Raw genomic sequence first — 25,249 nt, 5'->3', positions numbered from 1 at the left:
ACGTCGTCCGTACCGTAGATGCACCGCCCCGCACGAGCGCCCGGCAGGCCCCCAGACGGCCACCGGGCGCTTTTCTCATCCCGCTATACGGACGATCGTGTCTCGCCATATGACACGCCGGTGACATGCCCGCCCGGACGTCCCTACGATCGAGCCCATGAAGCGACAGGCGGATCTCACGAAGCGGCGGGCAGTGGACCTGTGCCGCGTTGCCGCCATGCTCTGTCGCCCCTTCTGAGCGAAAGTCCCCGACTTCCGCATCTCTCAGCCGCCCTGCTGGAAGGGCACCCGTGCGCCCCCGCCTTCGAGCGCGCGCACCCCTCTACTCGCACGCCCCGCCGCAACTGCCCCGGAGGAGAAAGAGCATGAGCCGCACCGACGTCCTGGTCGACGCCGACTGGCTGCAGGAGCACCTGGACGACCCGGCCATCGCCATCGTCGAGGTGGACGAGGACACGTCCGCCTACGAGAAGAACCACATCAAGAACGCCATCCGCATCGACTGGACCAAGGACCTCCAGGACCCGGTGCGCCGTGACTTCATCGACCAGGAGGGCTTCGAGAAGCTCCTGTCGAAGAAGGGCATCGCCAACGACACGCTGGTGATCCTCTACGGCGGCAACAACAACTGGTTCGCGTCCTACGCCTACTGGTACTTCAAGCTCTACGGCCACGAGAACGTCAAGCTCCTCGACGGCGGCCGCAAGAAGTGGGAGCTGGACGCCCGCGAGCTCGTCGCCGGCGACGACGTTCCCGAGCGCCCGGCCACCGACTACAAGGCCAAGGCCCAGGACACCTCCATCCGCGCCTTCCGTGACGACGTCGTCGCCGCGATCGGCTCGCAGAACCTCGTCGACGTCCGCTCGCCCGACGAGTTCTCCGGCAAGCTGCTCGCCCCGGCGCACCTGCCGCAGGAGCAGTCGCAGCGTCCGGGCCACGTCCCGAGCGCCCGCAACATCCCGTGGTCGAAGAACGCCAACGACGACGGCACCTTCAAGTCGGACGAGGACCTCAAGGCCCTCTACGCCGAGGAGAACGTGGACCTCGCCAAGGACACGATCGCCTACTGCCGCATCGGTGAGCGCTCGGCCCTGACCTGGTTCGTGCTGCACGAGCTGCTCGGCGTCGAGAACGTCAAGAACTACGACGGTTCCTGGACCGAGTACGGCTCCCTCGTCGGCGTGCCGATCGAGCTCGGCGCCGGCAAGTAAGACACACCCCTTCATCAGGAGAAACAGCATGTGCGGAGCGAAGGCCGGCGGTCCCGACGCCTCTACGATCAAGCCCGGTGAGACCACGATCCAGGGTCAGGTGACCCGCGACGGCGAGCCGGTGACGGGCTACGTCCGTCTGCTCGACTCGACCGGCGAGTTCACCGCGGAGGTGCCCACCTCGGCGACCGGTCAGTTCCGGTTCTACGCGGCCGAGGGCACGTGGACCCTCCGGGCGCTGGTGCCGGGCGGCTCCGCCGACCGCACGGTCGTCGCCCAGCAGGGCGGCCTTGCGGAGGTCGCCATCGCGATCTGATCGGGTCCCGTGACGGGCCGAAGGGCCGTACCCCTGGGTTGGACGCCAGTGGGGTACGGCCCTTCGGCTTCCCGCCGTGGAGGTGGGGTCGTCCGCCGGGTGCGGGTCGGTCGTGGCTGATCGCGCAGCCCGACGGCGACTAGCCCAGGGCGCGCCCCAGCACCCACACCACCGGCGCCGCCGCCGACAGGGGCAGCGCCACGCCCGCGGTGAAGTGCACGAAGCGGGACGGGTAGTCGTAGCTGGCGACCCGGTGTCCGATCAGCGCGCAGACGCCGGCCGCCGCTCCCAGGGCGGCGCCCTTCGCGCCCGTCCCGGTCATCCCGCCCACCGCGATCCCCGCGCCGGCGGCGGCCATCAGGGACACCACGACGGAGACCAGGGTCGGCAGGGGCAGGGCCCGGGCCAGGACCGCCACCGCCACCGCCGCCGCGCCCACGGACACCGCGTGCGGATCGGCACCCAGATACCCGGTGGCCAGGATCGACAGCGCCGCCGAGACGACCGTGGCCATCAGGCCGTACATCCGCTCGTCCGGCGAGGCGTGCGAGCGCAGCTGCAGGACCAGGCTCAGCAGGACCCAGACACCGAGCGGGCCGAGGATCGCGGCGGGCACGTGGTCGCGGCCCGCGGCCAGGACGGCCACGTCCGCGGCGAGCCCGCCCGCGAAGGCGAGCGCGATGCCCTGCCGGGCCGGCCACATGCCGTTCAGCCGGAACCAGCCCGCCGCGGTCACCGCCTGGAGCAGCACCAGCGGGACGACCAGCGCGAACGAGGCGACCGGCGCCGTCGCGGCCAGCAGCAGGCCCAGCACCGCGGTCAGCAGCGCCGGCTGCATCCCGGGCTCGATGATCGGCGAACGGCCCTCCAGGCGCGCCCGCTGGGCATCCGTGATCCGGGCGTTGCCGCCGAGCGTGGCGGGCCCGTAGGCCGGCTCGTCCTCCGGCCCGGCTTCCGGTGCCGCGGCTGCCGGTGCCGGCTCGGACTGCGGCTGCGGCTGGGGCTGCGGCTGCGTGTGCGGCTGGGGAGCGGCCGGGTACGCCGCCGCGTACTGCTGCTGGTACTGCCCCTCGAACGGCTGCGGCTGCGGATACCCCGCCTCAGCCTGCGCGGGCATCTGCACCGACGCGTGCGTCTGCGTCTCCCAGGTCTGCCCCTGCCAGTGCTGGGTGAGCTGGGGGTCGTAGCCCGCCTGCTGCCCGTACTGCTGCTGGTCGTACCCGGACCACTGCTGCTGGTACGGGTCGTAGCCCTCGTACGGGCCGCCCTGGTACGGCTGTCCGCCCTGATACGGCTGGTCGCTCATCGCCTCATCCTCCTGCGAACGGCGGGAGCACCTCGACCGTGCCGCCCTCGGCCAGCCGTACCGTCTCATGCGCGCGGGTCCCGACGGGGTCACCGTCGACGAGGAAGGAGCATCGCTGCAGCACGCGCGTGAGTTCACCGGGGTGTCGCGCGCGCACGGCGGCCAGCGCGTCGGCGAGCGTCTCCGCGTCGTACGGCTCCTCGGCGACCTGGGCCGCGGCCTTGGCGGCGGCCCAGTAGCGCACCGTGACCTTGGGCATCTCGTTCCTCAATCGGCGGCAGGAAGGGACAAGGACAGAAGACAGATGGTGTCAGGCTAGCCCGCCCGGCCCACAGCCCAGTGCGCGATCCGGGCGAGGAGCGCGTCGTCGGCCGCGTGCTCGGCGTGGCCCATGCCCGGCTCCACCCAGAGTTCCCCGTGGTCACCGGCCGCCTCGGCGAGCATCCGGGGGTGGTCGAGGGGGAAGTAGCCGTCCCGGTCGCCGTGCACGATCAGCAGAGGCGTGGGGGCGATCCTGGGGACGGACTCCACCGGGGACAGCGGCACCGGGTCCCAGTCGCGGTGGTGGATGCGGGTGCGCAGGCCGTAGCGGCCGACCAGGCGGCCCGCGGGGCGGGTGACCAGCCAGTGCAGCCGGCGCATGGGGGCCGTGCCCCGGTAGTACCAGCGGGCCGGGGCGCTGACCGAGACCACGGCCTCGGCCGCGCCGGGGTGCAGGGCCGCGTGCCGCAGCACCACCGAGCCGCCCATGGAGAAGCCGACGGTCACCACGCGCGCGTGCCCGAGACCGCGGGCGTGCGCCACGGCCGCGGCGAGGTCCAGGACCTCCCTGTCGCCGACCGTGGAACGGCCGCCGGAGCGTCCGTGGCCGCGGAAGGAGAAGGTGAGGACCGCGCCGTAACCGCGCAGGACGCCCGCCACCCGTCGCACGTGCGGACGGTCCACGTCCCCGGTGAACCCGTGGGCGACGACGAACACAAGGTCGCGTGCAGGTGTACGGGAGGCATCCGGAGGCGTTTCGTATACGGCCGCGCCCGGGTCGTATACGGAATCGACCGGAACACCGTCGGCCGTGCGCAGAAACGTCCGGATAGGCGCCCGTCTGCCTGTCTCGCGATACGGACGAACGGTGGAACGCGCCACATGACCTGCCGGACCGTTGCTCATGTGGGCTATTCTGCTGGGCAGAGGACTCGGGCAGCGCAGCCCCCGGGTCCTTTTGTGCTTTCGGACGCGTTGTATACGAAGCGGGAAACCGCAGGTGTACGGGGCCTTCGGGATCGCAGAGCAGTGCCCGTCCGCACAGTCCTCGCAGGGACCGAGGAGGAACCAGACGTATGAGTTCTCTGCTACTGCTGACCAACGCCCTCCAGCCGTCGACGGAGGTGCTCCCCGCCCTCGGCCTGCTGCTGCACAACGTGCGGGTGGCCCCGGCGGAAGGCCCGGCCCTGGTCGACACCCCCGGCGCCGACGTCATCCTCGTCGACGGCCGCCGCGACCTGCCCCAGGTGCGCAGCCTGTGCCAGCTGCTGCGCTCCACCGGCCCCGGCTGTCCGCTCGTCCTCGTCGTCACCGAGGGCGGCCTGGCCGCCGTCACCGCCGACTGGGGCATCGACGACGTGCTCCTCGACACCGCCGGCCCCGCGGAGGTGGAGGCCCGGCTGCGGCTGGCCATGGGCCGGCAGCAGATCGTCAGCGACGACTCCCCGATGGAGATCCGCAACGGCGACCTGTCGGTGGACGAGGCGACGTACAGCGCGAAACTCAAGGGCCGGGTCCTCGACCTCACCTTCAAGGAGTTCGAGCTGCTGAAGTACCTCGCCCAGCACCCGGGCCGCGTCTTCACCCGCGCCCAGCTGCTGCAGGAGGTGTGGGGCTACGACTACTTCGGCGGCACCCGTACGGTCGACGTCCACGTGCGGCGGCTGCGCGCCAAGCTCGGCCCCGAGCACGAGTCGCTGATCGGCACCGTCCGGAACGTCGGTTATCGATTCGTTACCCCCGAGAAGAACGACCGGTCCGGCGAGGAGGCCAGGGCCAAGGCGGACCGGGCAAAGGCGGAGGATGCGGATGCATCGGCCGCCCGGGACGGCGCCGAGATCCCCGCGGACGCCTAGACACCGGAAAGTTACCGGCGGGTTCCCGCCGGGCCGGTGTCAGGGCCGCCCGTACGGGCGTCGACGGCGCACATCCAAGGACTGGTACGCCCTGCCCAGAGCAGGTCAATCCGCGTAGACTCCGCGCGTGGCCAAGGTGACTCGGGATGACGTGGCACGGCTGGCTGGAACCTCCACCGCCGTCGTCAGTTATGTCATCAACAACGGACCCCGGCCGGTCGCCCCGGCCACGCGCGAGCGTGTCCTCGCGGCGATCAAGGAACTGGGGTACCGCCCCGACCGGGTCGCCCAGGCGATGGCGTCCCGGCGCACCGACCTCATAGGCCTGATCATCCCGGACGCCCGCCAGCCCTTCTTCGGAGAGATGGCGCACGCCGTCGAGCAGGCCGCCTCCGAGCGCGGAAAGATGGTCCTGGTCGGCAACACCGACTACATCGGCGAACGCGAGGTCCACTATCTGCGCGCCTTCCTCGGCATGCGCGTCTCGGGCCTGATCCTCGTCTCCCACGCGCTGAACGACCTCGCCGCCGCCGAGATCGACGCCTGGGACGCCCGGGTGGTCCTGCTGCACGAGCGCCCCGAGGCCATCGACGACGTGGCCGTGGTCACGGACGACCTCGGCGGCGCCCAGCTCGCCGTCCGCCACCTGCTGGAGCACGGCTACGAGTACGTCGCCTGTATGGGCGGTACGGCCGAGACCCCGGCCGTCGGCGACCCGGTCTCCGACCACGTCGAGGGCTGGAAGCGGGCCATGGACGAGGCGGGCCTGTCCACCGAGGGCCGCCTGTTCGAAGCCCCCTACAACCGCTACGACGCCTACCGCGTCGCCCTGGACATCCTCTCCGGCCCCGACCGTCCGCCGGCGATCTTCTGCTCCACCGACGACCAGGCGATCGGCCTGCTGCGGGCCGCGCGCGAGCTGCGCATCGACGTGCCCGGCAAGCTGGCGGTGGCCGGGTTCGACGACATCAAGGAGGCCGCGCTGGCCGACCCGCCGCTGACCACGGTCGCCTCGGACCGCTCGGCGATGGCCCGTGCGGCGGTCGACCTGGTGCTGGACGACGGGCTGCGCGTGGCGGGGTCCCGGCGGGAGCGGCTGAAGACGTTCCCGTCCCGGCTGGTGGTCCGCACGAGCTGCGGCTGCGAGAACTGAGCGCTTTCTGAAGGCCGGGTGAGAGTCCGGCCGAGGAATGCGGGAGCGGCTTTATATCGGGCAAACAAGGTTCTGCCGGGCTTCTCAGCGGGCACTCAGGAAGCTCTCATGGTCACGGGGGACTCTTCTGGACATGACCGAGAGCCAGGGTGCACACCCCCAGCAGCCGCACAGCTACTCCGCTCCCGTGAACCCCGAGTGGCCGCCCCCACCGTCGTACGAGCCCCCGACAGCGACGGGCGCCCTGCCCGCACCCGAGCCGCGGCGCAGGCGCAACCGCGGCCCCGTCGCCCTCCTCGCGGCCGTCGCGATCGTGGCGGCGGCGGTCGGCGGCGCCACCGCCTACGGTTTCCAGGAGCTGACCGGCAAGGACACGGTCGCCTCCACCGGTACGGCCACGAACGTGGTGCCCGCCGGAAAGAAGGGCGACGTCGCCACGATCGCCGCCGCGGTCAGCCCGAGCGTCGTCGAGATCAACGCCACCCTCGGCAACGGCTCCTCCACCGGCTCCGGCGTGGTCATCACGTCGAACGGCGAGGTCGTCACCAACAACCACGTCATCTCCGGGGCGCAGTCCATCAAGGTGCGCACCAGCGACGGCAGGAGCTACACCGCCGACGTCGTCGGCACCGACAGCTCCAAGGACCTCGCGCTGATCAAGCTGCGGGGCGCCGCCGGGCTGAAGCCGGCCTCGCTCGGCAACTCCTCCGGCGTCCAGGTCGGTGACTCGGTCGTCGCGATCGGCTCCCCCGAGGGGCTGACCGGCACCGTCACCAGCGGCATCGTCTCCGCTCTCGACCGGGACGTGACCGTCTCCACCGACGAGAACCAGGGTCAGGGCCAGGGCGGCGACGGCCGGTGGCCGTTCCAGTTCGGCGGCCGTGAGTTCAACGGCGACACGGGCTCGTCCACGACGACCTACAAGGCGATCCAGACCGACGCCTCGCTGAACCCCGGCAACTCCGGCGGCGCGCTGATCGACGCGAGCGGCAACGTCATCGGCATCAACTCCGCGATGTACTCGTCGAGCCAGCGGTCCTCCTCGTCCTCGGACGCGGGCAGCATCGGCCTCGGCTTCGCGATCCCCGTCAACACCGTCAAGTCCGACCTGGCCAAGCTGCGGGCGGGCAGCGGCAACTAGCCCGCGCACAGGCAGTACAGGCAGCACAGGCAGCACAGGCACCACTGTCAGCAGGGAGTACGTCATGATCCAGCATTTCTCGCACAAGATCGCCGGCCTCCGTCCCGCCGACGTCACCCTCGCCCTGTCGATCGTCCGCGATCTGCACGCGCCCGTCCCGACGCCCCGCGTCCCGGGAGTGGCCGCGCCGCCCGTACCCACCGAGCTGATGGGCCTGCGCACCTCCGCCGCCCGCCTGCACCGCCGCAAGGTGCCGCTGCGCCGCCTCACCGCGGTCCAGGCCTGAACCCGGCGGTGTGCCGCCCGGCCCGCCGGCCGTGGCAGGCTGAGAGACGTCCGTTTCATCCCTCAGCCCCGTTCACCCCGTCCACCGCACCCCGAGGAATCGCGAGCGATGAGCCCCGCCGAAGGCGACCGTGAACCCCAGCGCATCCTGATCGTCGACGACGAGCCGGCCGTACGCGAGGCGCTGCAGCGCAGCCTCGCGTTCGACGGGTACGACACGGAGGTGGCCGTCGACGGCGCGGACGCGCTGGAGAAGGCGACCGCCTACCGGCCCGACCTGGTCGTCCTCGACATCCAGATGCCCCGCATGGACGGCCTCACGGCGGCCCGCCGCATCCGCGGGGCCGGCGACACCACCCCGATCCTGATGCTCACGGCCCGCGACACGGTGGGCGACCGGGTGACCGGGCTGGACGCGGGCGCCGACGACTACCTGGTCAAGCCCTTCGAGCTGGACGAGCTGTTCGCCCGTATCCGCGCGCTGCTGCGGCGCAGCTCCTACGCGGCCGCCGTGTCGGCCCAGGCCCAGGAGGACGAGGCCCTCACCTTCGCCGACCTGCGGATGGACCTGGCGACCCGCGAGGTGACCCGGGGCGGGCGCCGGGTCGAGCTGACCCGCACGGAATTCACGCTGCTGGAGATGTTCATGGCCCACCCGCGCCAGGTCCTCACCCGCGAGCAGATCCTGAAGGCCGTCTGGGGCTTCGACTTCGAGCCCTCCTCCAACTCGCTCGACGTCTACGTCATGTACCTGCGGCGCAAGACCGAGGCCGGCGGCGAGCCGCGCCTCGTGCACACGGTGCGGGGCGTCGGGTACGTGCTGCGCCAGGGCGGCGCGGAGTGAACAAGCTGGTGCGGCGCTGCCGGGCGCTGCCCATCCGGGCCCGGCTGGCGATGCTGGTCGCGGCCGCTGTGGCGTTCGCGGTGGCGGCGGTGTCGATGACCGCGTGGTTCATCGTGCAGCGGAAGATGTACGACCTGGTCGACCGGGACCTGGAGAACACCTCGCAGCACGCCGTGCCGTCCGGGAGGGTGCTCGACCTGCTGACGGCGTGCCCGCAGAAGCCGACGGAGACGGTGTACAACGGCCCGCGCGCCTACTCCCAGCTGGTCAAGGCGGACGGCACCCCGTGCGTCTGGCCCGAATCCGCGGGCGTGGTGAGGACCACCCCGGCCGACCGGGTGATCGTCGGACGCGACACCAGCCAGGGCGGCATCCTCCGCAACGGCACGGACGCCGAGGGCCACTCCCTGCGGGTGCTCACCATGCCGCTCGTGGTCATGACCGACAACGGGCCCGCGTCCTATCCCGGTGCCGCCTGGATGACCGCCGTCCCGCTGGAGAACACCGAGAAGACCCTCAACGACCTCGCGCTCATCCTCCTTCTCGTCTCCGGCGTGGGGGTCGTCGGCGCCGGCGCCGCGGGCCTCGCCGTCGCCCGTGCGGGCCTGCGCCCCGTGGACAAGCTGACCGAGGCCGTGGAGCACGTGGCCCGGACCGAGGACCTGACCGTACGCATCCCGGTGGAGGACGACAGCGAGGACGAGGTCGCCCGGCTCTCCCGGTCCTTCAACTCCATGACCGCCTCGCTGGCCAGCTCCCGCGACCTCCAGCAGCAGCTGATCGCCGACGCCGGCCATGAACTGCGTACGCCCCTCACGTCGTTGCGCACGAACATCGAACTGCTCACCCGCAGCGAGGAGACGGGCCGTCCGCTTCCGCCCGAGGACCGCAGGGCCCTGCTCGCCTCGGTGAAGGCGCAGATGACCGAACTGGCCGCGCTCATCGGTGACCTGCAGGAACTGTCCCGCTCGGAGGGGCAGCGCGGCGAGCGCGTGCAGGTGGTGTCGTTCCGGGACGCGGTCGAGGCGGCCCTGCGCCGGGCCCGCCTGCGCGGGCCGGAGCTGACGATCACGGCGGACCTGGAGCCCTGGTACGTCCGGGCGGAGCCCTCCGCGCTGGAGCGGGCGGTCGTCAACGTCCTCGACAACGCGGTGAAGTTCAGTCCGGTGGGCGGCACGATCGAGGTGCGGCTGGCCGGGGGCGTCCTCACGGTCCGCGACCACGGTCCCGGCATCGCCGAGGACGAACTCCCGCACGTCTTCGACCGGTTCTGGCGCTCCCCCAGCGCCCGCGCCCTGCCCGGTTCGGGCCTCGGCCTGTCCATCGTGGCCCGCACGGTCGAGCGGGCGGGCGGCCAGGTCGCCCTGGCCCGGGCCGAGGGCGGCGGCACCACGGCGGTCCTGACGCTCCCGGGCGCCCCGACACCCCCTCCGGACGCCCCCGGCACCCCGGGCACCCTGGTCGGCCTGGACACACCCGGCGCCCCGGCCGACGCCGCGGACCTGCCGGGCTGACCGGACCGGGCCGACCGGGTACGGCGGCGGCTCAGTCCTTCTTCGGCAGGGCGCGCAGGCGTTGGATCTGGGTGTGGCTGAGGTCGTTCGCGCGGCGCATGTGGCGGGTGATCACCCTCAGCTCGTCCTCGCTGTGGTCGTCGAAGAGGGTCTGCCAGGTCCGGCCCAGTTCGTCCCAGACGGCGGTGACCCGGGCGACGCGCTGCGGCACCGGGGTGACCAGGACCCGGCGCCGGTCCTGCCGGTCGGGGGTGCGGGCCACATAGCCGCCGCGTTCGAGCCGGTCCACCAGCCGGGTGGCCGAGCCCGTGGTGAGGCCGGTCATGTCGGCGATCTGCCGGACCGTGAGCGGCTCCGGCTCGGCCGTCAGCAGGCTCAGGGCCTGCACATCGGTCGGGTGCAGGCCGAGATGGTCGGCGACGGCCTGGTTGAACAGCACATACGCCGCCAGGTAGCGGCGTGACTCGGTCGCCAACTCCTCGTACAGCCGGTCCCGGTTCGGGTCCGTCACGGTGGCTCGCCTCCCAATTCACTGCGCGGCGCAGCGAAACTCCGCTACTATCTCCTGCGTGACGCAGCTAATGCGTCACGCAGACAACGCCATCCTATCCACCGGGGGACACCCATGCTCACCGTCGCCGTCACCGGCGCCACCGGCGCCCAGGGCGGAGCCACCGCCCGCGCCCTGCTGGCCGCCGGCCACCGCGTCCGCGCCCTGACCCGCCACCCGCACGCCCCGGCCGCCCAGGCCCTGCGCACCGTCGGCGCCGAGATCCGCCGCGCCGACTTCGACGACCGCGCCTCGCTCGACGCGGCGCTCGCCGGCGCGGACGCGCTCTTCGCGGTCACCACCCCCTTCGGCACCGACACCGCCACCGAGATCCGGCAGGGCAGGACCCTCGTCGACGCCGCGGCGGCCGCCCGCCTCGGGCACGTCGTCCTCACCACCGCCGCGCACGCCGACCGCGCCACCGGCATCCCGCACTACGACAGCAAGCACCAGGTCGAGCAGTACCTGCGCGCCTGCGGCGTGCCCTGGACGGTGATCGCCCCGGCCGCGTTCATGGACAACTACACCGGCGGCTGGACCCTGTCCGGACTGCGCGACGGCGTCTTCGGCTGGCCCATGCCCGCCGGCCGGCCCTTCGCCCTCATCCCCGCCGCCGACATCGGCGCGTTCTCCGCGCTGACCCTCGCGCGCCGGGCCCAGTTCACCGGCCGCCGGATCGACATCGCCTCCGACACCCGCACCCCGGAGCAGATCGCCGCCGCCCTGACCGCGGCCACCGGCCGCCCGGTCCGGCACCACGAGGTCGCCCTCGACCACGTCCGCACCCGATCCGCGGACCTCGCGGCCATGTTCGCGTACTTCACCACCACCGGTCTCGACGTCGACACCGCCGCCCTGCGCCGCGCCCACCCCGAGATCGCCTGGCACTCCTTCACCGACTGGGCCGCCGCCCAGGACTGGACCGCCCTGCTGGACACACCGCACACCGAGGGGACCCCCGTATGAAGCCCATCGGCCACTGGCTCAACCGCACCGACAAGGCCCTCACCCGCGCGATGAACGGCGTCCTGTCCGAGTTCGGCCTCACCCGCCTCGACTGGCAGGTCCTCAACGTCCTCGTCGACGCCGCGCCCGAGGCCGGCGACGCCGACGTCCTGTCGGCGCTCGCCGCCCACGCGGACGTCCGCACCCTGGGCGCCTCGGTCGACGCCGTGCTCGCCGGCGGCTGGGCGGCCCGCCCCGCACCGCACCGCCTGGCCCTCACCCCCGACGGCCACCGCCGCCTGGCCGCCGTCACCGAGCGCGTGGCGGCGTTCCGCGAGCGGTCCATGACCGGCATCCGGCCGGACGAGTACCGCACCGCCGTCCAGGTCCTGGAGCGCATGGCCCGCAACGCGGAGGACGACCACGCGGACCACGGCCCGTCGACCGCACCCTGAAACAAAGCCGCCAGAATTCCGGCACGGAAAGCATTACGGCATTCCAAAGCCAGGAAATGACAATTCCCGCGGGCCCTGAATTACCGGGTGCCTGCCGTACCCTCTACGCATGAGCAGCGACGACACCGCACGCCCCGCAACCGCCCGCTCCATCGACACCCATTCCGCGCTCACCCCGGAACAGGCCGAGGCCGTGCTGGCCTTGCTCACCGAGGCCGCCCGGATCGACGGGCAGCAGCCGGTGTCCGAGCAGGGCCGGCTGCAGTTGCGCGGAGGTGCCCGCGAGGGCGTCTCGCATCTGCTGCTGCACCTCGACGGCGAACTCGTCGGCTACGCCCAGCTGGAGGACACCGACCCGGTGGAGGCGCCGGCCGCGGAACTCGTCGTCCACCCCGCGCACCGCGGGCACGGGCACGGCCGGGCCCTCGGCTCGGCGCTGCTCGCCGCCTCCGGCAAGCGTCTGCGGGTGTGGGCGCACGGCGGACACTCCGCCGCCCGGCATCTCGCCCAGGTGCTCGGCCTGACCCTGTTCCGTGAACTGCGCCAGATGCGGCGGCCGTTGACCGACCTGGCGCTGCCCGAGCCGGTGCTGCCGGAGGGCGTGAGCGTACGCGCCTTCGTGCCCGGCAAGGACGACGCGCCCTGGCTTGAGGTCAACGCGGCCGCCTTCGCCCACCACCCCGAGCAGGGCTCGCTGACCCAGCGCGACCTCGACGACCGCAAGGCCGAACCGTGGTTCGACCCGGCCGGGTTCTTCCTCGCCGAGCGACGCGGGGAGTTGATCGGCTTTCACTGGACGAAGGTGCACGCGGAGGAGGGCCTCGGCGAGGTGTACGTCCTCGGGGTCCGCCCCGGCGAACAGGGCGGCGGGCTCGGCAAGGCGCTCACCACGATCGGCCTGCGCCACCTGGCCGCCCAGCAGCTGCCGACCGCGATGCTCTACGTCGACGCCGACAACCAGGCGGCGGTCTCGGTGTACGAGCGGCTGGGCTTCAGCACGTACGAGACGGACCTGATGTACCGCACCGAGACCTGAGCACGTACCGCACCGAGACCAGCACCGGCGCCGGGCCGGCGGAGCGGCGGGGCGCCTCCCGCGAAGGGCGTAATCCGCGGGGGCAAACCGTCACGATCATGACCAGGACCCCCCGGAGCCGCCCCCCGCTATCCCGCACGTCATGTCTCCGTAACCATTGATTCAGCCAAGCTTGCGACGCTCGGCGAATGAAGCCCGCCGTGCCAGAGCCTTCGCCGCCCCCCGAGGGGCCCGCGGGGAACGGGGCCGTGACGCTCCCACCCGCACGTTCCGACGCGCCCGTCTCGCCCATGGCGCGGAAGAATGGGTTCATGAGTCAGCAAGACACCCAGGCAGCAGAGGTCCAGCACGTCCAGCCCTCCGTGGGCTCCATCGCCGCGCACCGCCCGCACACGGTGTCCGCGACCGTCTCCGACCTGGAACCCGACATCGATGCCGACCTCGACGCTTACGAAGAGTCGCAGGCCGACGGCACACCGTTGCCGCAGGGCCGGTTCCTCGACCGCGAACGCAGCTGGCTCGCCTTCAACGAGCGCGTCCTGGAGCTCGCCGAGGACCCGAACACCCCGCTGCTGGAGCGGGCGAACTTCCTCGCGATCTTCGCCAGCAATCTGGACGAGTTCTTCATGGTCCGGGTGGCCGGCCTGAAGCGGCGTATCGCCACCGGCGTGGCGACCCGGTCCGCCTCCGGGCTGCAGCCGCGCGAGGTGCTGGAGATGATCTGGGCCCGCTCCCGCGAGCTCATGGCCCGGCACGCCGCCTGCTACCACGAGGACGTCGCCCCCGCGCTGGCGGAGGAGGGCATCCACCTGGTGCGCTGGAGCGAGCTGACCGACAAGGAGCAGGCCCGCCTGTTCACGCTCTTCCGGCACCAGATCTTCCCGGTCCTGACCCCGCTGGCCGTCGACCCCGCCCACCCCTTCCCGTACATCTCCGGCCTCTCCCTGAACCTGGCCGTCGTCGTACGCAACCCGGTCAGCGGCCACCGGCACTTCGCGCGCGTCAAGGTGCCGCCGCTGCTGTCCCGCTTCCTGGAGAGCAGCCCCGGCCGGTACGTCCCCATCGAGGACGTCATCGCCGCGCACCTGGAGGAGCTGTTCCCGGGCATGGAGGTGCTGGAGCACCACACCTTCCGCCTCACCCGCAACGAGGACCTGGAAGTGGAGGAGGACGACGCCGAGAACCTGCTCCAGGCCCTGGAGAAGGAGCTCATGCGGCGCCGCTTCGGCCCGCCGGTCCGCCTGGAGGTCGAGGAGTCCGTCCACCGCGAGGTGCTGGACCTGCTGGTCCGCGAGCTGAAGATCAGCGAGGCGGAGGTGTACCCGCTGCCGGGCCCGCTGGACCTCACCGGTCTCTTCCGCATCCACAGCCTCGACCGGCCGGAGCTGAAGTACCCGAAGTTCGTCGCCGGCACCCACCGCGACCTCGCCGAGGTCGAGTCCGCGTCCGCGCCGGACATCTTCGCCGCCCTGCGCACCCGCGACGTGCTCCTGCACCACCCGTACGACAGCTTCTCCACCTCCGTGCAGGCCTTCCTGGAGCAGGCCGCGGCCGACCCGGACGTCCTCGCGATCAAGCAGACCCTGTACCGCACCTCCGGCGACTCCCCGATAGTCGACGCGCTCATCGACGCCGCCGAGTCCGGCAAGCAGGTCCTCGTCCTGGTCGAGATCAAGGCCCGCTTCGACGAGCACGCCAACATCAAGTGGGCGCGCAAGCTGGAGGAGGCCGGCTGCCACGTCGTCTACGGCCTCGTCGGCCTGAAGACGCACTGCAAGCTGTCCCTGGTGGTCCGCCAGGAGGGCGAGACCCTGCGCCGCTACAGCCACGTCGGCACCGGCAACTACCACCCGAAGACGGCGCGCCTGTACGAGGACCTGGGCCTGCTCACCGCCGACCCGCAGGTCGGCGCGGACCTCTCCGACCTGTTCAACCGCCTGTCCGGCTACTCCCGCCGGGAGACCTACCGCCGCCTGCTGGTGGCCCCCAAGTCCCTGCGCGACGGCCTGGTCTCGCGGATAGACAAGGAGGTCCAGCACCACCGCGCGGGCCGTCCGGCCTTCATCCGCCTCAAGGTCAACTCGATAGTCGACGAGGCGGTCATCGACGCCCTCTACCGCGCGTCCCAGGCGGGCGTGCCGGTGGACGTGTGGGTGCGCGGCATCTGCGCGATCCGCCCCGGCGTCGCCGGCCTGTCCGACAACATCCGGGTCCGCTCGATCCTCGGCCGCTTCCTCGAACACTCCCGCCTGTTCTCCTTCGGCAACGGCGGCGAGCCCGAGGTGTGGATCGGCAGCGCCGACATGATGCACCGCAACCTCGACCGCCGGATAGAGGCCCTCGTGCGGGTCGTCGACCCCGCTCACCGCGCGGCCCTGAACCGGCTGCTCGACACCGGCATGTCCGACACGACCGCCTCCTGGCACCTCGGCCCCGACGGCGAGTGGACACGACACGCGGTCGACGCGGACGGCCAACCCCTGCGCAACGTCCAGGAGATGCTCATAGACGCCCGGAGGCGCCGGCGTGGCACAGCAACACCTTGACCCGACGGACCCCACGGCCGAGGCGGTGACCGGGGACGCCCTCGCGGCGTACCTGCGCGCCCAGGCCACGGAGTTCCTCCGCGCCCTGCGCCTGCACCGCGAGACGGGAGGCAACGCGGCCGTCGGTGCGGAGGAATCCGTCGACGCGGCCCGCCTGCTGCGCCGCTCGGCCCGCCGCATCAGCGGCAGCCTGCACACCTTCCGCCCCCTCCTGGACCCGGACTGGTCCGAGGAGATGCGTCCCGAACTGGCCTGGCTTTCGGGCACGTTGGGTCTGGAGCACGCGTACGGGGCGCGTCTGGAGCGGCTGTTGCTGGCGCTGCACCGCCTGTCGGGCGCGCTGGTGTTCCCGGGCCAGACGGTGGCGGCGCCCGCGGCCGTCACCGCGGCCGCGGGCAGTCGCGCCTCCGGGGCGGCCCGGGTGCGCGCGGCGGCACCTGTGCACGCCGGCGGCCCCGCCGACCCGGCTCCCACGGCGGAACGCGGCACCCTGACGGTCGGCGCGGCGAAGGCAGGCGCCCTGCTGGAACGCCAGCTCACCCTCGCCCGGACGAGGGCCCACTCCACCGCCCTCCAGGCACTGGGGTCGAGCCGGTTCCACGCCGTCGCCGACAAGGTCGCCGTACTCGCCAGCGAGGTCCCCCTCACCCCCACCGCCCCCACCACCGGCCTGCACCCGCAGGCAGCCGCCGCGGAGGAACGGCTGACCGCCGCCGTCGCCGCGCTGCCCCTGCTCACCGCGGGCCACCCGTACAACGCGGAGGCCCTCGTCCACGGCCTGTCCCCGGACCCGTCCCCCCACCCCCAGGACGGCCCCTGGCACCAGGTCCGCCTGCTGCTGCGCCTGCACCGGTACGCCCGGGAGGTGCTGCACGCGGGCAACGCGCCGGTGGACGTACGCCTGTTGGCGGCCGGGCAGGCCCTGAACCGGCACCGGGACGCCTCGGAGGCGGCAGCGGCGGCGGCCCAGGCCGCCCGTACGCCCCGGATCGCCCCGGCGACGGCGTACGCGCTCGGTGTGCTGCACGCCGACCAGCGGCACGAGGTGGAGGCCGCCAGGTTCGCCTTCCAGCAGGCCTGGCAGAAGGAGACCGTGGAGGCGGTGTGAACGACACCCTGGTCCAGGCGGCCGGCTGCGTCCTGTGGCGCCGTTCCCCCGTGGACGCCTGTCTTGAGATCTGCCTGGTCCACCGGCCGAAGTACGACGACTGGTCACACCCGAAGGGCAAGCTCAAGCGGGGCGAGGACGCGCTCGCGGGCGCCCTTCGGGAGGTCGCCGAGGAGACCGGGTACACGGCCGAGCCCGGAGACGAGCTACCGACCGTGCGCTATCTCGCCAACGGCCGCCCCAAGCAGGTGCGTTACTGGGCGGCCAAGGCGGTTTCCGGCCATTTCACCCCGAACGACGAGGTGGACCGGATCCTGTGGCTCTCCCCGGCCGCGGCCCGCGGCCGCCTCACCCAGCCCCGCGACCGTGACCTGGTGGACGCGCTTCACAGCTCCGCCGCGTGACCTTCCGCGTCCGTGCGGGCCTGGCTGCGGGCTCTGCGGGCGGGACCCCGCCAGCCGCAGCTGCAGCGGGCCACGCAGAAGCGGCCCTGTTCGGTCGTCGTGGTGAGGTGTTCCCGCCCGGACCGGGCCGGCTCCGGCTCGTCCTGCTGCGCCGCTTGGAATGCCACACCGACAACGTTACCCACCGCCCGGTGAAGCGCTCGCACACCCGTCCCCGCTCCCCGGCCCGCGCGTGACGGCGCCACCTACCGGTCGTTAACCGGACGACAGGGGGCCCGTGACGGACGTACCGGCTGGGGGTAGGCAGGCGATGGATCGGCGGCAGCACAGGATCGCGGGCAGGACGGTCGTCGCGGTCGGCATCATGCTCGGTCTGGGGGCGGGTGCCACGGGCTGTTTTGGCGGGGCCGCCGCCGAGGACGTCAAGGGCGGGGGCGATCCGGTCGCCGTCCTGCACCGGGCCGCCGACACGCTGCGCGGGGCGGGCAGCTCCAAGGCCACCACCTCCATGGAGATGGCCACGGGCGGCACCCGCGTCACCATCCGCGGCAAGGGCGTCTACGACTTCCACAGCCGCCTCGGCCGGCTCACGGTCGTCCTGCCCGAGGACCCGGCGGGCACCGCCGAGCACCAGCCGATCACGGAACTCCTCGCCCCCGGCGCGCTGTTCATGAAGAACCGGGGCGCGGGCGTGCCCGCCGACAAGTGGGTGCGGGTGGACACGGCCACCCTGTCCGACGGCAATCTGGTCACCGGCGGCGTGACCGACCCGTACGCGGCGGCCGAGGTGCTGCGCGGCACCCGTACGGCGTCCTACGTCGGCAGGACCGAGGTCGGCGGCACGGCCGTACGGCACTACCGGGGCACGGCGGACCTGCGCAGCGCGGCCCGACTGGCCTCCGCCGAGAACCGGGAACCACTGGCCGCGGCGGCGAAAGGGTTCGCCACGACCCGGGTTCCGTTCGACGCCTACCTGGACGACCAGGGCCGCATCCGCAAGCTCAGACAGCGCTTCAGCTTCGTCAACAGCCGGCAGAAGGCCCCGGTGGCGGTCGCCTCGACGACGCTGCTGTACGACTACGGCATCCCCGCGGACGTACGGCTGCCGCGCTCAGCGGACATCTACGCGGGCCGGATCGCCGAGGGCGGCGACTAGTCCCTCCCACCACCCCGTAAGTAGCCCGTCCGTGCCATGCGCGGTGTGTAGAGCGCTGCCTACCCTAGGAAGTCGGTGACGGCAGAGATGAGGTGAGGCAGGTGGCTCCGCTCGGCGGTACGGCGGTGCAGGACCACGTGGCCCTCGCCGAGATCGAGCTGTGCGGGGAGCTGATCATCGCGGCCTCCGCGGCCGAGGACCGGCTCAGCCTGGAGAGCATCGACGAGGTGCTGCGGGTCGCCGACGAGAAGGACACCTGAGGCCCCCGGGCGCGGCTCAGGTGCGCAGCAGACGGCCGATCGCCTTCGTCGCCTCGTCCACCTTCGCCTCGATCTCGTCGCCCCCCTTGAGGGCCGCGTCCGCGACACAGTGCCGCAGGTGCTCCTCCAGCAGCTGCAGCGCGAAGGACTGCAGCGCCTTGGTGGAGGCCGAGACCTGCGTGAGTATGTCGATGCAGTACGTGTCCTCGTCGACCATGCGCTGCAGGCCGCGGATCTGCCCCTCGATCCGGCGCAGCCGCTTGAGGTGCTCGTCCTTCTGCTTGTGGTAGCCGTGCGTGGCGCCGGCCTCGGTCGTCGTCATCGCGGGCCTCCATCTCGGGACGAGCTGCGGATACATACCCCTACTGGGTATATGGTAACGAATTTTCCGGGGTAGTGAGCCCTTGGTACGCCCCCGTGCTGATCACTCTGCCCGATGGGCGACACTGGGATGCGGCCCGATAGCCGTGGCCGGATGATGCGCCTAGCATCAGCCTGACCGAAACCGAAGCACCCCGAGGACCCCACGTGCGCTTTCGTCTGACCCCCAGGGAGACGAGCTTCTACGACATGTTCGCCGCATCCGCGGACAACATCGTCACGGGCTCGAAGCTCCTGATGGAACTGCTCGGGGCGGACGCACCTGCCCGAGCCGAGATCGCAGAGCGTATGCGGGCCGCGGAACACGCGGGTGACGACGCCACGCACGCGATCTTCCACCAGCTGAACTCCTCGTTCATCACGCCGTTCGACCGCGAGGACATCTACGCCCTCGCCGGCTCACTCGACGACATCATGGACTTCATGGAGGAGGCCGTCGACCTGGTCGTCCTCTACAACGTCGAGGAACTGCCGAAGGGCGTCGAGCAGCAGATCGAGGTGCTGGCGCGGGCCGCCGAGCTCACCGCGGAGGCGATGCCGAACCTGCGCACGATGGACAACCTCACCGAGTACTGGATCGAGGTGAACCGCCTGGAGAACCAGGCGGACCAGATCCACCGCAAGCTCCTCGCGCACCTCTTCAACGGCAAGTACGACGCCATCGAGGTGCTCAAGCTCAAGCAGATCGTGGACGTCCTGGAAGAGGCCGCGGACGCGTTCGAGCACGTGGCGAACACGGTGGAGACCATCGCCGTCAAGGAGTCCTGAGGCGTCGATGGACACCTTCGCCCTGGTCGTGACCATCGCGGTCGCGCTCTTCTTCACGTACACGAACGGCTTCCACGACTCCGCGAACGCGATCGCGACGTCGGTGTCGACGCGGGCGCTGACCCCCCGGGCGGCCCTCGCCATGGCGGCGGTCATGAACCTGGCCGGCGCCTTCCTGGGCTCGGGCGTCGCCAAGACCGTCAGCGAGGGACTGATCGCCACGCCCGAGGGCTCGACGGGGATGGGCATCCTCTTCGCGGCACTCGTCGGCGCGATCACCTGGAACCTGATCACCTGGTACTTCGGCCTGCCGTCCTCGTCCTCCCACGCACTGTTCGGCGGCCTGGTGGGCGCGGCCCTGGCGGGCGGTACGGCGGTCCACTGGAACGGCGTCGTGGACAAGATCATCATCCCGATGTTCCTGTCCCCGGTGGTCGGCCTGGTCGGCGGCTACCTGGTGATGACGGCGATCCTGTGGATGTTCCGCCGCTCCAACCCCCACAAGGCCAAGCGGGGCTTCCGCATCGCCCAGACCGTCTCGGCGGCCGGCATGGCCCTGGGCCACGGCCTCCAGGACGCCCAGAAGACCATGGGTGTCGTCGTCATGGCCCTGGTGATCTCCGGCCACGAGACGTTCGGCGACCCGATCCCGGTCTGGGTGAAGATCGTCTCGGCGATCATGCTCTCCCTGGGCACCTACGCCGGCGGCTGGCGCATCATGCGCACCCTGGGCCGCAAGATCATCGAGCTGGACCCGCCGCAGGGTTTCGCGGCGGAGGCGACCGGGGCGTCGATCATGTTCGGCACGGCGTTCCTCTTCAAGGCGCCGATCTCCACGACCCACGTCATCACCTCGGCGATCATGGGCGTGGGCGCGACCAAGCGCGTCAACGCCGTCCGCTGGGGCGTGGCCAAGAACATCGTCCTGGGCTGGTTCATCACCATGCCGGCCGCCGCGCTCGTCGCCGCGCTGGCTTTCGGGGTCATCGACCTCGTGGTGCTGTAGCGCTCCGGCCGGCCGCCCCGGACACCCGCCCGCCCGTCCCGATCGGCTGAGAAGCCGGCCGAGGGGCGGGCGGTGGCGTATCCGGGCGCCGGGTGCGCTGCCGGGGGCGTCCGGCCAGGTGCGCTGCCGCGGCCGTGCGGCAGGTGCGCTGCCGGTATACGCAGGAGCCCGCCCCCGGGAGCCAGGGGCGGGCTCTTTTGCGTCCTCGCGGTGGCACCGCCATGCAGCACCGCGAGGGGTCTTTGCGGGGCGCCCGGCCTAGCCGAAGCGGCCCGAGATGTAGTCCTCGGTCGCCTGGACCGACGGGTTGGAGAAGATGCGCTCGGTGTCGTCGATCTCGATCAGCCGGCCGGGCTGGCCGACGGCGGCCAGGTTGAAGAACGCCGTACGGTCCGAGACACGCGCGGCCTGCTGCATGTTGTGCGTCACGATGACGATCGTGAAGCGCTCCTTCAGCTCACCGATCAGGTCCTCGATCGCGAGGGTCGAGATCGGGTCCAGGGCGGAGCAGGGCTCGTCCATGAGGAGCACCTTCGGCTCGACCGCGATCGCGCGGGCGATGCACAGCCGCTGCTGCTGGCCACCGGACAGACCGGAGCCCGGCTTGTTCAGGCGGTCCTTGACCTCGTTCCAGAGGTTCGCGCCCTTGAGCGACTTCTCGACGACGTCGTTCAGCTCGCTCTTGCGGTACTTGCCGTTCAGCCGCAGGCCCGCCGCCACGTTGTCGAAGATCGACATCGTCGGGAAGGGGTTCGGCCGCTGGAACACCATGCCGACCTCGCGGCGGACCGACACCGGGTCGATGCCGGCGCCGTACAGGTCCTCGTCGTCCAGCAGCACCTTGCCCTCGACGCGGCCACCGGGGGTGACCTCGTGCATCCGGTTCAGCGTGCGCAGGAACGTCGACTTGCCGCAGCCGGAGGGGCCGATGAACGCCGTCACCGAACGCGGCTCGACGGTCATCGATATGTCTTCGATCGCCTTGTGGGAGCCGTAGTAGGCGGTCAGTCCGCTTACGTCGATTCGCTTGGCCATGTCTACTTCACTTCCAGAATTCAAGCTCGGTCGCTGAGGGGCCCCGCCCGGCGGAGCCGGAAATAGTCGCCTTAGCGACCGGTCTTCGGGGCCTTCCAGCGGGCGATGCCGCGGGCCACCAAGTTGAGGATCATCACGAAGGCGATCAGCGTGAGGGACGCCGCCCACGCGCGGTCGTACGCCGCGTTGGCGCCCGCGCTCTGCGCGTACTGCTGGTAGATGTACAGCGGCAACGACGCCTGCGCACCCTCGAACGGGTTGTTGTTGATGAACGGGTTCCCGAACACCAGCAGCAGCACCGGGGCGGTCTCGCCCGCGATACGGGCGATGGCCAGCATGACGCCGGTGGTGATACCGCCGATGGAGGTCGGCAGGACCACCTTCAGGATGGTCCGCCACTTCGGCACACCGAGCGCCAGCGAGGCCTCGCGCAGTTCGTTCGGGACGAGCTTGAGCATCTCCTCGGTGGAGCGGACGACGACCGGCATCATCAGGATGGCCAGGGCCAGCGAGCCGGCGAAGCCGAACGGCTGCATCTCGAAGATGAGCATCAGCGACAGGATGAACAGACCCGCGACGATCGACGGGATACCGGTCATCACGTCCACGAAGAACGTGACGGACTTGGCGAGCTTGCCCCGCCCGTACTCCACCAGGTAGATCGCGGTGAGGATGCCGACCGGCGCACCGATCACCGTGGCGAGACCGACCTGCTCCAGGCTGCCGATGATGGCGTGGTAGATGCCGCCACCGGGCTCGGAGTCGGCGACGACTCCCATGGAGTGGGTGAGGAAGTAGACGTCGAGGACCTTCACACCGCGCGAGACGGTCGTCCAGACCAGGGAGACCAGCGGGATGACGGCGAGCAGGAAGGCGACCCAGACGAGGGAGGTGGCGACCCGGTCCTTGGCCTGCCGGCGGCCCTCCACCCGGGCGGCGATGCCGTAGGTGCCGAGGACGAACAGGATCGCGGCGATCAGACCCCACTGGATCTTGCTGCTCAGTCCGCCGATCAGGCCGATGGCCACGGCCACGACGACCGAGCCGGCGGCGATGGCCCACGGGGACCACTTCGGGAGGCTGGCGCCGCGCAGCGAGCTGGGGCGCTTGTCGGTGACGGCTGCGGTGCTCATGCGTTGGCCCCCGAGTACTCCTTGCGGCGGGCGATGATCGCGCGGGCCGCGCCGTTGACCAGCAGGGTGATGACGAACAGGACGAGACCGGAGGCGATCAGCGCGTCACGGCCCTGCTCGGTGGCCTCACCGAACTTGCTGGCGATGTTCTGCGCGAAGGTGCCACCGCCCGGGTTCAGCAGGCTGAGGTGGATGACGTAGTCCGGGGAGAGCACGGTGGCGACGGCCATCGTCTCGCCGAGGGCGCGGCCGAGGCCGAGCATGGACGCGGAGATCACACCGGAGCGGCCGAAGGGCAGGACGGCCATGCGGACGACCTCCCAGCGGGTGGCGCCGAGGGCCAGCGCGGCCTCCTCGTGCATCCGCGGGACCTGCCGGAACACCTCACGGCTGACGTTGGTGATGATCGGCAGGATCATGATCGCCAGCAGGATGCCGACGGTGAGCATGGCGCGGGGTGCGCCCTCGTCCCAGGAGAACAGGCCGGTCCAGCCCAGGTAGTCGTTCAGCCAGCCGTACAGGCCCGTCATGTGCGGGACGAGGATCAGGGCGCCCCAGAGGCCGTAGACGATGGACGGCACGGCGGCGAGCAGGTCGATCACATAGGCGATGGGACCGCTCAGCCGGCGCGGGGCGTAGTGGGTGAGGAACAGCGCGATCGCGACGGCGACGGGGACCGCGATGACCATGGCGATGATCGAGGAGATGACCGTGCCGTAGGCCAGCACCGCGATGCCGAAGGTCGGCGGGGTGAGGTTGGTGTTCCACTCGAAGGTGGTCAGGAAGTTGCCGTGGTCCTTGCTGATCGCGAGGGAGGCGCGGTAGGTGAGGAAGACCGCGATCGCGGCCATGATCACCAGCAGCAGGATGCCGGAGCCCCGGGACAGGCCGAGGAAGATGCGGTCGCCGGGGCGGGACGCGCCGCGGGCGTTGCGCTTCTGCTCGGTCACCCCGGGCTGGGGCGTGGGGGGAGGTGCGTCAGTTGTCTTGGTCGATATGTCCATCGGGTTCTCCGGTCTGCGGAGCCGGGCGCCCTCACGGGCGACGGCTCATGGCGGCGGTGCACCGGACGGTGCGGCCCGGGCCCTGTCGGGCACGGGCCGCACTCTCGGATCAGGTCAGCTCAGGCCCTCGATGGTGGTGCGGACCTTGGCGATGATCTCGTCGGGGATCGGGGCGTAGTCGTTGCTCGACAGCACCTTCTGGCCGTCCTCGCTGGCGATGTAGCGCAGGAACGCCTTGGTGGCGGGCAGGGTGTCGGCCTTGTTGCCCTTGTCGCAGACGATCTCGTACGTCACCAGGGTGATCGGGTAGGCGTTCTCGGCCTTGGTGGCGTAGTCCAGCTTCAGCGACAGGTCCTTGCCGGTGCCGACGACCTTGGCGGCCGCGATGTCGGCGGTCGCGCTCTCCACGGACGGCTTGACCGGGGTCTTGGCGCCGGTGGCGATGGAGACGGTGTTGATGTCCTTGGCGTAGGACAGCTCGAAGTAGCCGATCGCGCCGGAGTTCTGCTTGACGCCCTGGGCCACACCGGCGGAGCCGGAGGCCGCCTGGCCGCCCTGCGCCTGCCAGGCCTTGCCGCCGGAGTACTTCCAGTTGGCCGGGGTGGTGGCGATCAGGTACTTGGTGAAGTTGTCCGTGGTACCGGAGTCCTCGGAACGGTGGAAGGCCTGGATCTTCAGGTCGGGCAGCTTCGCCGACGGGTTCAGCTTCTTGATCGCCGGGTCGTTCCAGTTCTTGATCTTGCTGTCGAAGATCTTGGCGATCGTCTGGGCGTCCAGGACCAGGTTGTCGACACCCGGGACGTTGTAACCGAGGGCGATCGGGCCGCCGACCATCGGCAGGTCGATGCCCTGGCCGCCGGAGCAGACCTTCTTGGAGGCGGTGACCTCTTCGGGCTTCAGCGCGGAGTCCGAACCGGCGAACGCGAGCTGGCCCTGGTTGAAGGAGGTGACACCGGCGCCGGAGCCGCCGCCCTTGTAGTTGATCTGCACGCCGCAGGCCTGCGAGAACGCCTTGACCCACGCGTCGATCGCGTTCTTCTGCGCGGAGGAGCCGTCGGCCAGCAGCTGGCCCTTGGCGCCGTCGCACTTGGCCGAGGAGGCGTTGGCGGAGCCGGACGCGTTGCCCGACGCCTTGCCGCCGTTGTCGTCGGAGCCGCACGCCGTCAGGGCCAGGGCACCGGTCACGGCGATCGCACCGAGCGAAAGGGCGCGCAGCCGGTTCTTGCGCTGAAGCTTCACTTTCGGGAGTTCCTTCCAGGAGCCGCCGCGGGTCGGCGGCGTGCGAGGGAGTGAGATGCCCGAGCACACAAACGACCGCGCTCCAGCACCGTGCACGGCCGAAATTAGGCAGAACAGGTGAAGCCGCCGATGGCCGGAAGTGAACGGGGGGTGAACCCCTGCCATCGGCCCGGTGAGGTCACGGAATGCTTACGGGGAGAACACATGGAGGTTCCGACGATCGGGTTACGCGCACGCGTATTCGATGCTCGGTTCCCTGTGCGCGAACTGTTACGAACCAATGTGCCCACAGGGTCGTCTCACCCCAGGGAAGGGCCAAGGAGGCCCGCGGAAAGG

General features: G+C 71.2%; 29 protein-coding genes. 19 read left to right on the top strand and 10 right to left on the bottom strand.

Annotated elements, in window-relative coordinates; all coding sequences use genetic code 11:
• Positions 1-157 precede the first annotated feature (157 nt).
• The 3 genes from IE244_RS43305 (at position 158) to IE244_RS39030 (ending at position 1,527) form a co-directional block, all read left to right on the top strand.
• On the top strand, positions 158-238 hold the full coding sequence (locus IE244_RS43305; protein ID WP_350751515.1) for an Ms5788A family Cys-rich leader peptide: 81 nt from the start codon (positions 158-160) through the stop codon (positions 236-238).
• Between the two features lie 127 nt (positions 239-365).
• Positions 366-1,211 (top strand): sulfurtransferase, encoded by an 846-nt coding sequence (locus IE244_RS39035; protein ID WP_191878323.1) that lies wholly within the window; start codon positions 366-368, stop codon positions 1,209-1,211.
• Between the two features lie 28 nt (positions 1,212-1,239).
• Positions 1,240-1,527 (top strand): DUF1416 domain-containing protein, encoded by a 288-nt coding sequence (locus tag IE244_RS39030; protein WP_031173301.1) that lies wholly within the window; start codon positions 1,240-1,242, stop codon positions 1,525-1,527.
• 139 nt (positions 1,528-1,666) lie between these two features.
• Here the strand turns inward: IE244_RS39030 and IE244_RS39025 are convergent, their stop codons facing one another.
• Genes IE244_RS39025 through IE244_RS39015 form a run of 3 tightly spaced genes read right to left on the bottom strand, consistent with a single transcriptional unit; the run spans position 1,667 to position 4,000 of the window.
• Positions 1,667-2,833 (bottom strand): hypothetical protein, encoded by a 1,167-nt coding sequence (locus IE244_RS39025; RefSeq protein WP_191878322.1) that lies wholly within the window; start codon positions 2,831-2,833, stop codon positions 1,667-1,669.
• A 4-nt stretch (positions 2,834-2,837) separates the two neighbouring features.
• Entirely contained in the window at positions 2,838-3,092 is a 255-nt protein-coding gene (locus tag IE244_RS39020; RefSeq protein WP_191878321.1) for a MoaD/ThiS family protein, read from the bottom strand.
• Between the two features lie 56 nt (positions 3,093-3,148).
• Positions 3,149-4,000: an alpha/beta hydrolase gene (locus tag IE244_RS39015; protein WP_191878320.1), complete on the bottom strand. Its 852-nt coding sequence runs from the start codon at positions 3,998-4,000 to the stop codon at positions 3,149-3,151.
• Positions 4,001-4,170: 170 nt separating this feature from the next.
• On the opposite strand from IE244_RS39015, the gene IE244_RS39010 reads away from it, so the two are divergent.
• The 6 genes from IE244_RS39010 to IE244_RS38985 all read left to right on the top strand — a co-directional run bounded on the left by IE244_RS39010 (position 4,171) and on the right by IE244_RS38985 (position 9,887).
• Complete coding sequence (locus IE244_RS39010; protein WP_031173294.1) at positions 4,171-4,950, top strand: winged helix-turn-helix transcriptional regulator; 780 nt, start codon at positions 4,171-4,173, stop codon at positions 4,948-4,950.
• Between the two features lie 127 nt (positions 4,951-5,077).
• Entirely contained in the window at positions 5,078-6,103 is a 1,026-nt protein-coding gene (locus IE244_RS39005; RefSeq protein WP_191878319.1) for a LacI family DNA-binding transcriptional regulator, read from the top strand.
• Between the two features lie 133 nt (positions 6,104-6,236).
• A complete protein-coding gene (locus tag IE244_RS39000) occupies positions 6,237-7,244 on the top strand; it encodes a S1C family serine protease (protein WP_191878318.1) in 1,008 nt (335 codons plus the stop codon).
• 64 nt (positions 7,245-7,308) lie between these two features.
• On the top strand, positions 7,309-7,530 hold the full coding sequence (locus IE244_RS38995; protein ID WP_191878317.1) for a hypothetical protein: 222 nt from the start codon (positions 7,309-7,311) through the stop codon (positions 7,528-7,530).
• A 108-nt stretch (positions 7,531-7,638) separates the two neighbouring features.
• The gene (locus IE244_RS38990) at positions 7,639-8,373 is read left to right on the top strand and encodes a response regulator transcription factor (RefSeq protein ID WP_191878316.1); all 735 of its coding nucleotides are present in this window, start codon (positions 7,639-7,641) and stop codon (positions 8,371-8,373) included.
• The gene (locus tag IE244_RS38985) at positions 8,370-9,887 is read left to right on the top strand and encodes a sensor histidine kinase (protein ID WP_191878315.1); all 1,518 of its coding nucleotides are present in this window, start codon (positions 8,370-8,372) and stop codon (positions 9,885-9,887) included. The genes IE244_RS38990 and IE244_RS38985 overlap by 4 nt, the downstream gene beginning before the upstream one ends.
• 31 nt (positions 9,888-9,918) lie before the next feature.
• Here the strand turns inward: IE244_RS38985 and IE244_RS38980 are convergent, their stop codons facing one another.
• Positions 9,919-10,398: a MarR family winged helix-turn-helix transcriptional regulator gene (locus tag IE244_RS38980; protein ID WP_191878314.1), complete on the bottom strand. Its 480-nt coding sequence runs from the start codon at positions 10,396-10,398 to the stop codon at positions 9,919-9,921.
• A gap of 114 nt (positions 10,399-10,512) precedes the next feature.
• Between IE244_RS38980 and IE244_RS38975 the strand changes: the two genes are divergently transcribed.
• From IE244_RS38975 to IE244_RS38950, 6 genes are all read left to right on the top strand, one after another.
• The gene (locus IE244_RS38975) at positions 10,513-11,403 is read left to right on the top strand and encodes an NmrA/HSCARG family protein (RefSeq protein ID WP_191878313.1); all 891 of its coding nucleotides are present in this window, start codon (positions 10,513-10,515) and stop codon (positions 11,401-11,403) included.
• Positions 11,400-11,837 (top strand): MarR family winged helix-turn-helix transcriptional regulator, encoded by a 438-nt coding sequence (locus IE244_RS38970; RefSeq protein ID WP_191878312.1) that lies wholly within the window; start codon positions 11,400-11,402, stop codon positions 11,835-11,837. The genes IE244_RS38975 and IE244_RS38970 overlap by 4 nt, the downstream gene beginning before the upstream one ends.
• 109 nt (positions 11,838-11,946) lie before the next feature.
• Positions 11,947-12,873 (top strand): mycothiol synthase, encoded by a 927-nt coding sequence (mshD, locus tag IE244_RS38965; protein ID WP_191878311.1) that lies wholly within the window; start codon positions 11,947-11,949, stop codon positions 12,871-12,873.
• A 188-nt stretch (positions 12,874-13,061) separates the two neighbouring features.
• Complete coding sequence (locus IE244_RS38960) at positions 13,062-15,419, top strand: RNA degradosome polyphosphate kinase (protein ID WP_191878310.1); 2,358 nt, start codon at positions 13,062-13,064, stop codon at positions 15,417-15,419.
• On the top strand, positions 15,400-16,527 hold the full coding sequence (locus IE244_RS38955; protein WP_191878309.1) for a CHAD domain-containing protein: 1,128 nt from the start codon (positions 15,400-15,402) through the stop codon (positions 16,525-16,527). The genes IE244_RS38960 and IE244_RS38955 overlap by 20 nt, the downstream gene beginning before the upstream one ends.
• Complete coding sequence (locus tag IE244_RS38950; RefSeq protein WP_191878308.1) at positions 16,524-16,931, top strand: NUDIX hydrolase; 408 nt, start codon at positions 16,524-16,526, stop codon at positions 16,929-16,931. Before IE244_RS38955 ends, IE244_RS38950 begins: the two co-directional genes overlap by 4 nt.
• Here the strand turns inward: IE244_RS38950 and IE244_RS38945 are convergent.
• Positions 16,913-17,098 carry a hypothetical protein gene (locus tag IE244_RS38945; protein ID WP_078964043.1) on the bottom strand — a complete coding sequence of 62 codons (186 nt, stop codon included), beginning with the start codon at positions 17,096-17,098 and terminating at the stop codon, positions 16,913-16,915. The genes IE244_RS38950 and IE244_RS38945 overlap by 19 nt on opposite strands.
• A 143-nt stretch (positions 17,099-17,241) precedes the next feature.
• On the opposite strand from IE244_RS38945, the gene IE244_RS38940 reads away from it, so the two are divergent.
• Both IE244_RS38940 and IE244_RS38935 read left to right on the top strand, forming a co-directional pair.
• The gene (locus tag IE244_RS38940) at positions 17,242-18,087 is read left to right on the top strand and encodes an SCO4651 family lipoprotein (protein WP_191878307.1); all 846 of its coding nucleotides are present in this window, start codon (positions 17,242-17,244) and stop codon (positions 18,085-18,087) included.
• 101 nt (positions 18,088-18,188) lie between these two features.
• A complete protein-coding gene (locus IE244_RS38935) occupies positions 18,189-18,347 on the top strand; it encodes a hypothetical protein (RefSeq protein ID WP_191878349.1) in 159 nt (52 codons plus the stop codon).
• Positions 18,348-18,363: 16 nt separating this feature from the next.
• Here IE244_RS38935 and IE244_RS38930 read toward each other — a convergent pair whose 3' ends face one another.
• On the bottom strand, positions 18,364-18,669 hold the full coding sequence (locus IE244_RS38930; protein ID WP_031173267.1) for a metal-sensitive transcriptional regulator: 306 nt from the start codon (positions 18,667-18,669) through the stop codon (positions 18,364-18,366).
• Positions 18,670-18,875: 206 nt separating this feature from the next.
• On the opposite strand from IE244_RS38930, the gene IE244_RS38925 reads away from it, so the two are divergent.
• Both IE244_RS38925 and IE244_RS38920 read left to right on the top strand, forming a co-directional pair.
• Positions 18,876-19,496 carry a DUF47 domain-containing protein gene (locus tag IE244_RS38925; RefSeq protein WP_031173265.1) on the top strand — a complete coding sequence of 207 codons (621 nt, stop codon included), beginning with the start codon at positions 18,876-18,878 and terminating at the stop codon, positions 19,494-19,496.
• A gap of 7 nt (positions 19,497-19,503) precedes the next feature.
• Positions 19,504-20,502: an inorganic phosphate transporter gene (locus tag IE244_RS38920; RefSeq protein WP_191878306.1), complete on the top strand. Its 999-nt coding sequence runs from the start codon at positions 19,504-19,506 to the stop codon at positions 20,500-20,502.
• Between the two features lie 258 nt (positions 20,503-20,760).
• On the opposite strand, the gene pstB is transcribed toward IE244_RS38920, so the two are convergent.
• From pstB to pstS, 4 genes are all read right to left on the bottom strand, one after another.
• Positions 20,761-21,537: a phosphate ABC transporter ATP-binding protein PstB gene (gene pstB, locus IE244_RS38915; RefSeq protein ID WP_191878305.1), complete on the bottom strand. Its 777-nt coding sequence runs from the start codon at positions 21,535-21,537 to the stop codon at positions 20,761-20,763.
• Positions 21,538-21,608: 71 nt separating this feature from the next.
• Positions 21,609-22,670, bottom strand: a complete 1,062-nt coding sequence (pstA, locus tag IE244_RS38910; protein WP_191878304.1) for a phosphate ABC transporter permease PstA — start codon at positions 22,668-22,670, stop codon at positions 21,609-21,611.
• Positions 22,667-23,674 carry a phosphate ABC transporter permease subunit PstC gene (gene pstC / locus IE244_RS38905; RefSeq protein ID WP_191878303.1) on the bottom strand — a complete coding sequence of 336 codons (1,008 nt, stop codon included), beginning with the start codon at positions 23,672-23,674 and terminating at the stop codon, positions 22,667-22,669. The genes pstA and pstC overlap by 4 nt, the downstream gene beginning before the upstream one ends.
• Before the next feature lie 114 nt (positions 23,675-23,788).
• Positions 23,789-24,913, bottom strand: a complete 1,125-nt coding sequence (gene pstS, locus IE244_RS38900; RefSeq protein WP_191878302.1) for a phosphate ABC transporter substrate-binding protein PstS — start codon at positions 24,911-24,913, stop codon at positions 23,789-23,791.
• Positions 24,914-25,249: the final 336 nt, after the last annotated feature.

It is taken from the genome of Streptomyces filipinensis, assembly GCF_014649495.1.
Classification (GTDB): domain Bacteria; phylum Actinomycetota; class Actinomycetes; order Streptomycetales; family Streptomycetaceae; genus Streptomyces; species Streptomyces filipinensis.
This window is presented reverse-complemented; position numbering and strand designations above follow the sequence as displayed.

Coding starts and splice junctions, on each gene's coding strand:
- IE244_RS38920 (WP_191878306.1), top strand. CDS start 19,504: ATGGACACCTTCGCCCTGGTCGTGACCATCGCGGTCGCGCTCTTCTTC.
- mshD (WP_191878311.1), top strand. CDS start 11,947: ATGAGCAGCGACGACACCGCACGCCCCGCAACCGCCCGCTCCATCGAC.
- pstA (WP_191878304.1), bottom strand. CDS start 22,670: ATGAGCACCGCAGCCGTCACCGACAAGCGCCCCAGCTCGCTGCGCGGC.
- IE244_RS39025 (WP_191878322.1), bottom strand. CDS start 2,833: ATGAGCGACCAGCCGTATCAGGGCGGACAGCCGTACCAGGGCGGCCCG.
- IE244_RS38940 (WP_191878307.1), top strand. CDS start 17,242: ATGGATCGGCGGCAGCACAGGATCGCGGGCAGGACGGTCGTCGCGGTC.
- IE244_RS39035 (WP_191878323.1), top strand. CDS start 366: ATGAGCCGCACCGACGTCCTGGTCGACGCCGACTGGCTGCAGGAGCAC.
- IE244_RS38930 (WP_031173267.1), bottom strand. CDS start 18,669: ATGACGACGACCGAGGCCGGCGCCACGCACGGCTACCACAAGCAGAAG.
- IE244_RS38960 (WP_191878310.1), top strand. CDS start 13,062: ATGAAGCCCGCCGTGCCAGAGCCTTCGCCGCCCCCCGAGGGGCCCGCG.
- IE244_RS39000 (WP_191878318.1), top strand. CDS start 6,237: ATGACCGAGAGCCAGGGTGCACACCCCCAGCAGCCGCACAGCTACTCC.
- pstC (WP_191878303.1), bottom strand. CDS start 23,674: ATGGACATATCGACCAAGACAACTGACGCACCTCCCCCCACGCCCCAG.
- IE244_RS39020 (WP_191878321.1), bottom strand. CDS start 3,092: ATGCCCAAGGTCACGGTGCGCTACTGGGCCGCCGCCAAGGCCGCGGCC.
- IE244_RS39015 (WP_191878320.1), bottom strand. CDS start 4,000: ATGAGCAACGGTCCGGCAGGTCATGTGGCGCGTTCCACCGTTCGTCCG.
- IE244_RS39030 (WP_031173301.1), top strand. CDS start 1,240: ATGTGCGGAGCGAAGGCCGGCGGTCCCGACGCCTCTACGATCAAGCCC.
- IE244_RS39010 (WP_031173294.1), top strand. CDS start 4,171: ATGAGTTCTCTGCTACTGCTGACCAACGCCCTCCAGCCGTCGACGGAG.
- IE244_RS38975 (WP_191878313.1), top strand. CDS start 10,513: ATGCTCACCGTCGCCGTCACCGGCGCCACCGGCGCCCAGGGCGGAGCC.
- IE244_RS38990 (WP_191878316.1), top strand. CDS start 7,639: ATGAGCCCCGCCGAAGGCGACCGTGAACCCCAGCGCATCCTGATCGTC.
- IE244_RS38995 (WP_191878317.1), top strand. CDS start 7,309: ATGATCCAGCATTTCTCGCACAAGATCGCCGGCCTCCGTCCCGCCGAC.
- IE244_RS38970 (WP_191878312.1), top strand. CDS start 11,400: ATGAAGCCCATCGGCCACTGGCTCAACCGCACCGACAAGGCCCTCACC.
- IE244_RS43305 (WP_350751515.1), top strand. CDS start 158: ATGAAGCGACAGGCGGATCTCACGAAGCGGCGGGCAGTGGACCTGTGC.
- pstB (WP_191878305.1), bottom strand. CDS start 21,537: ATGGCCAAGCGAATCGACGTAAGCGGACTGACCGCCTACTACGGCTCC.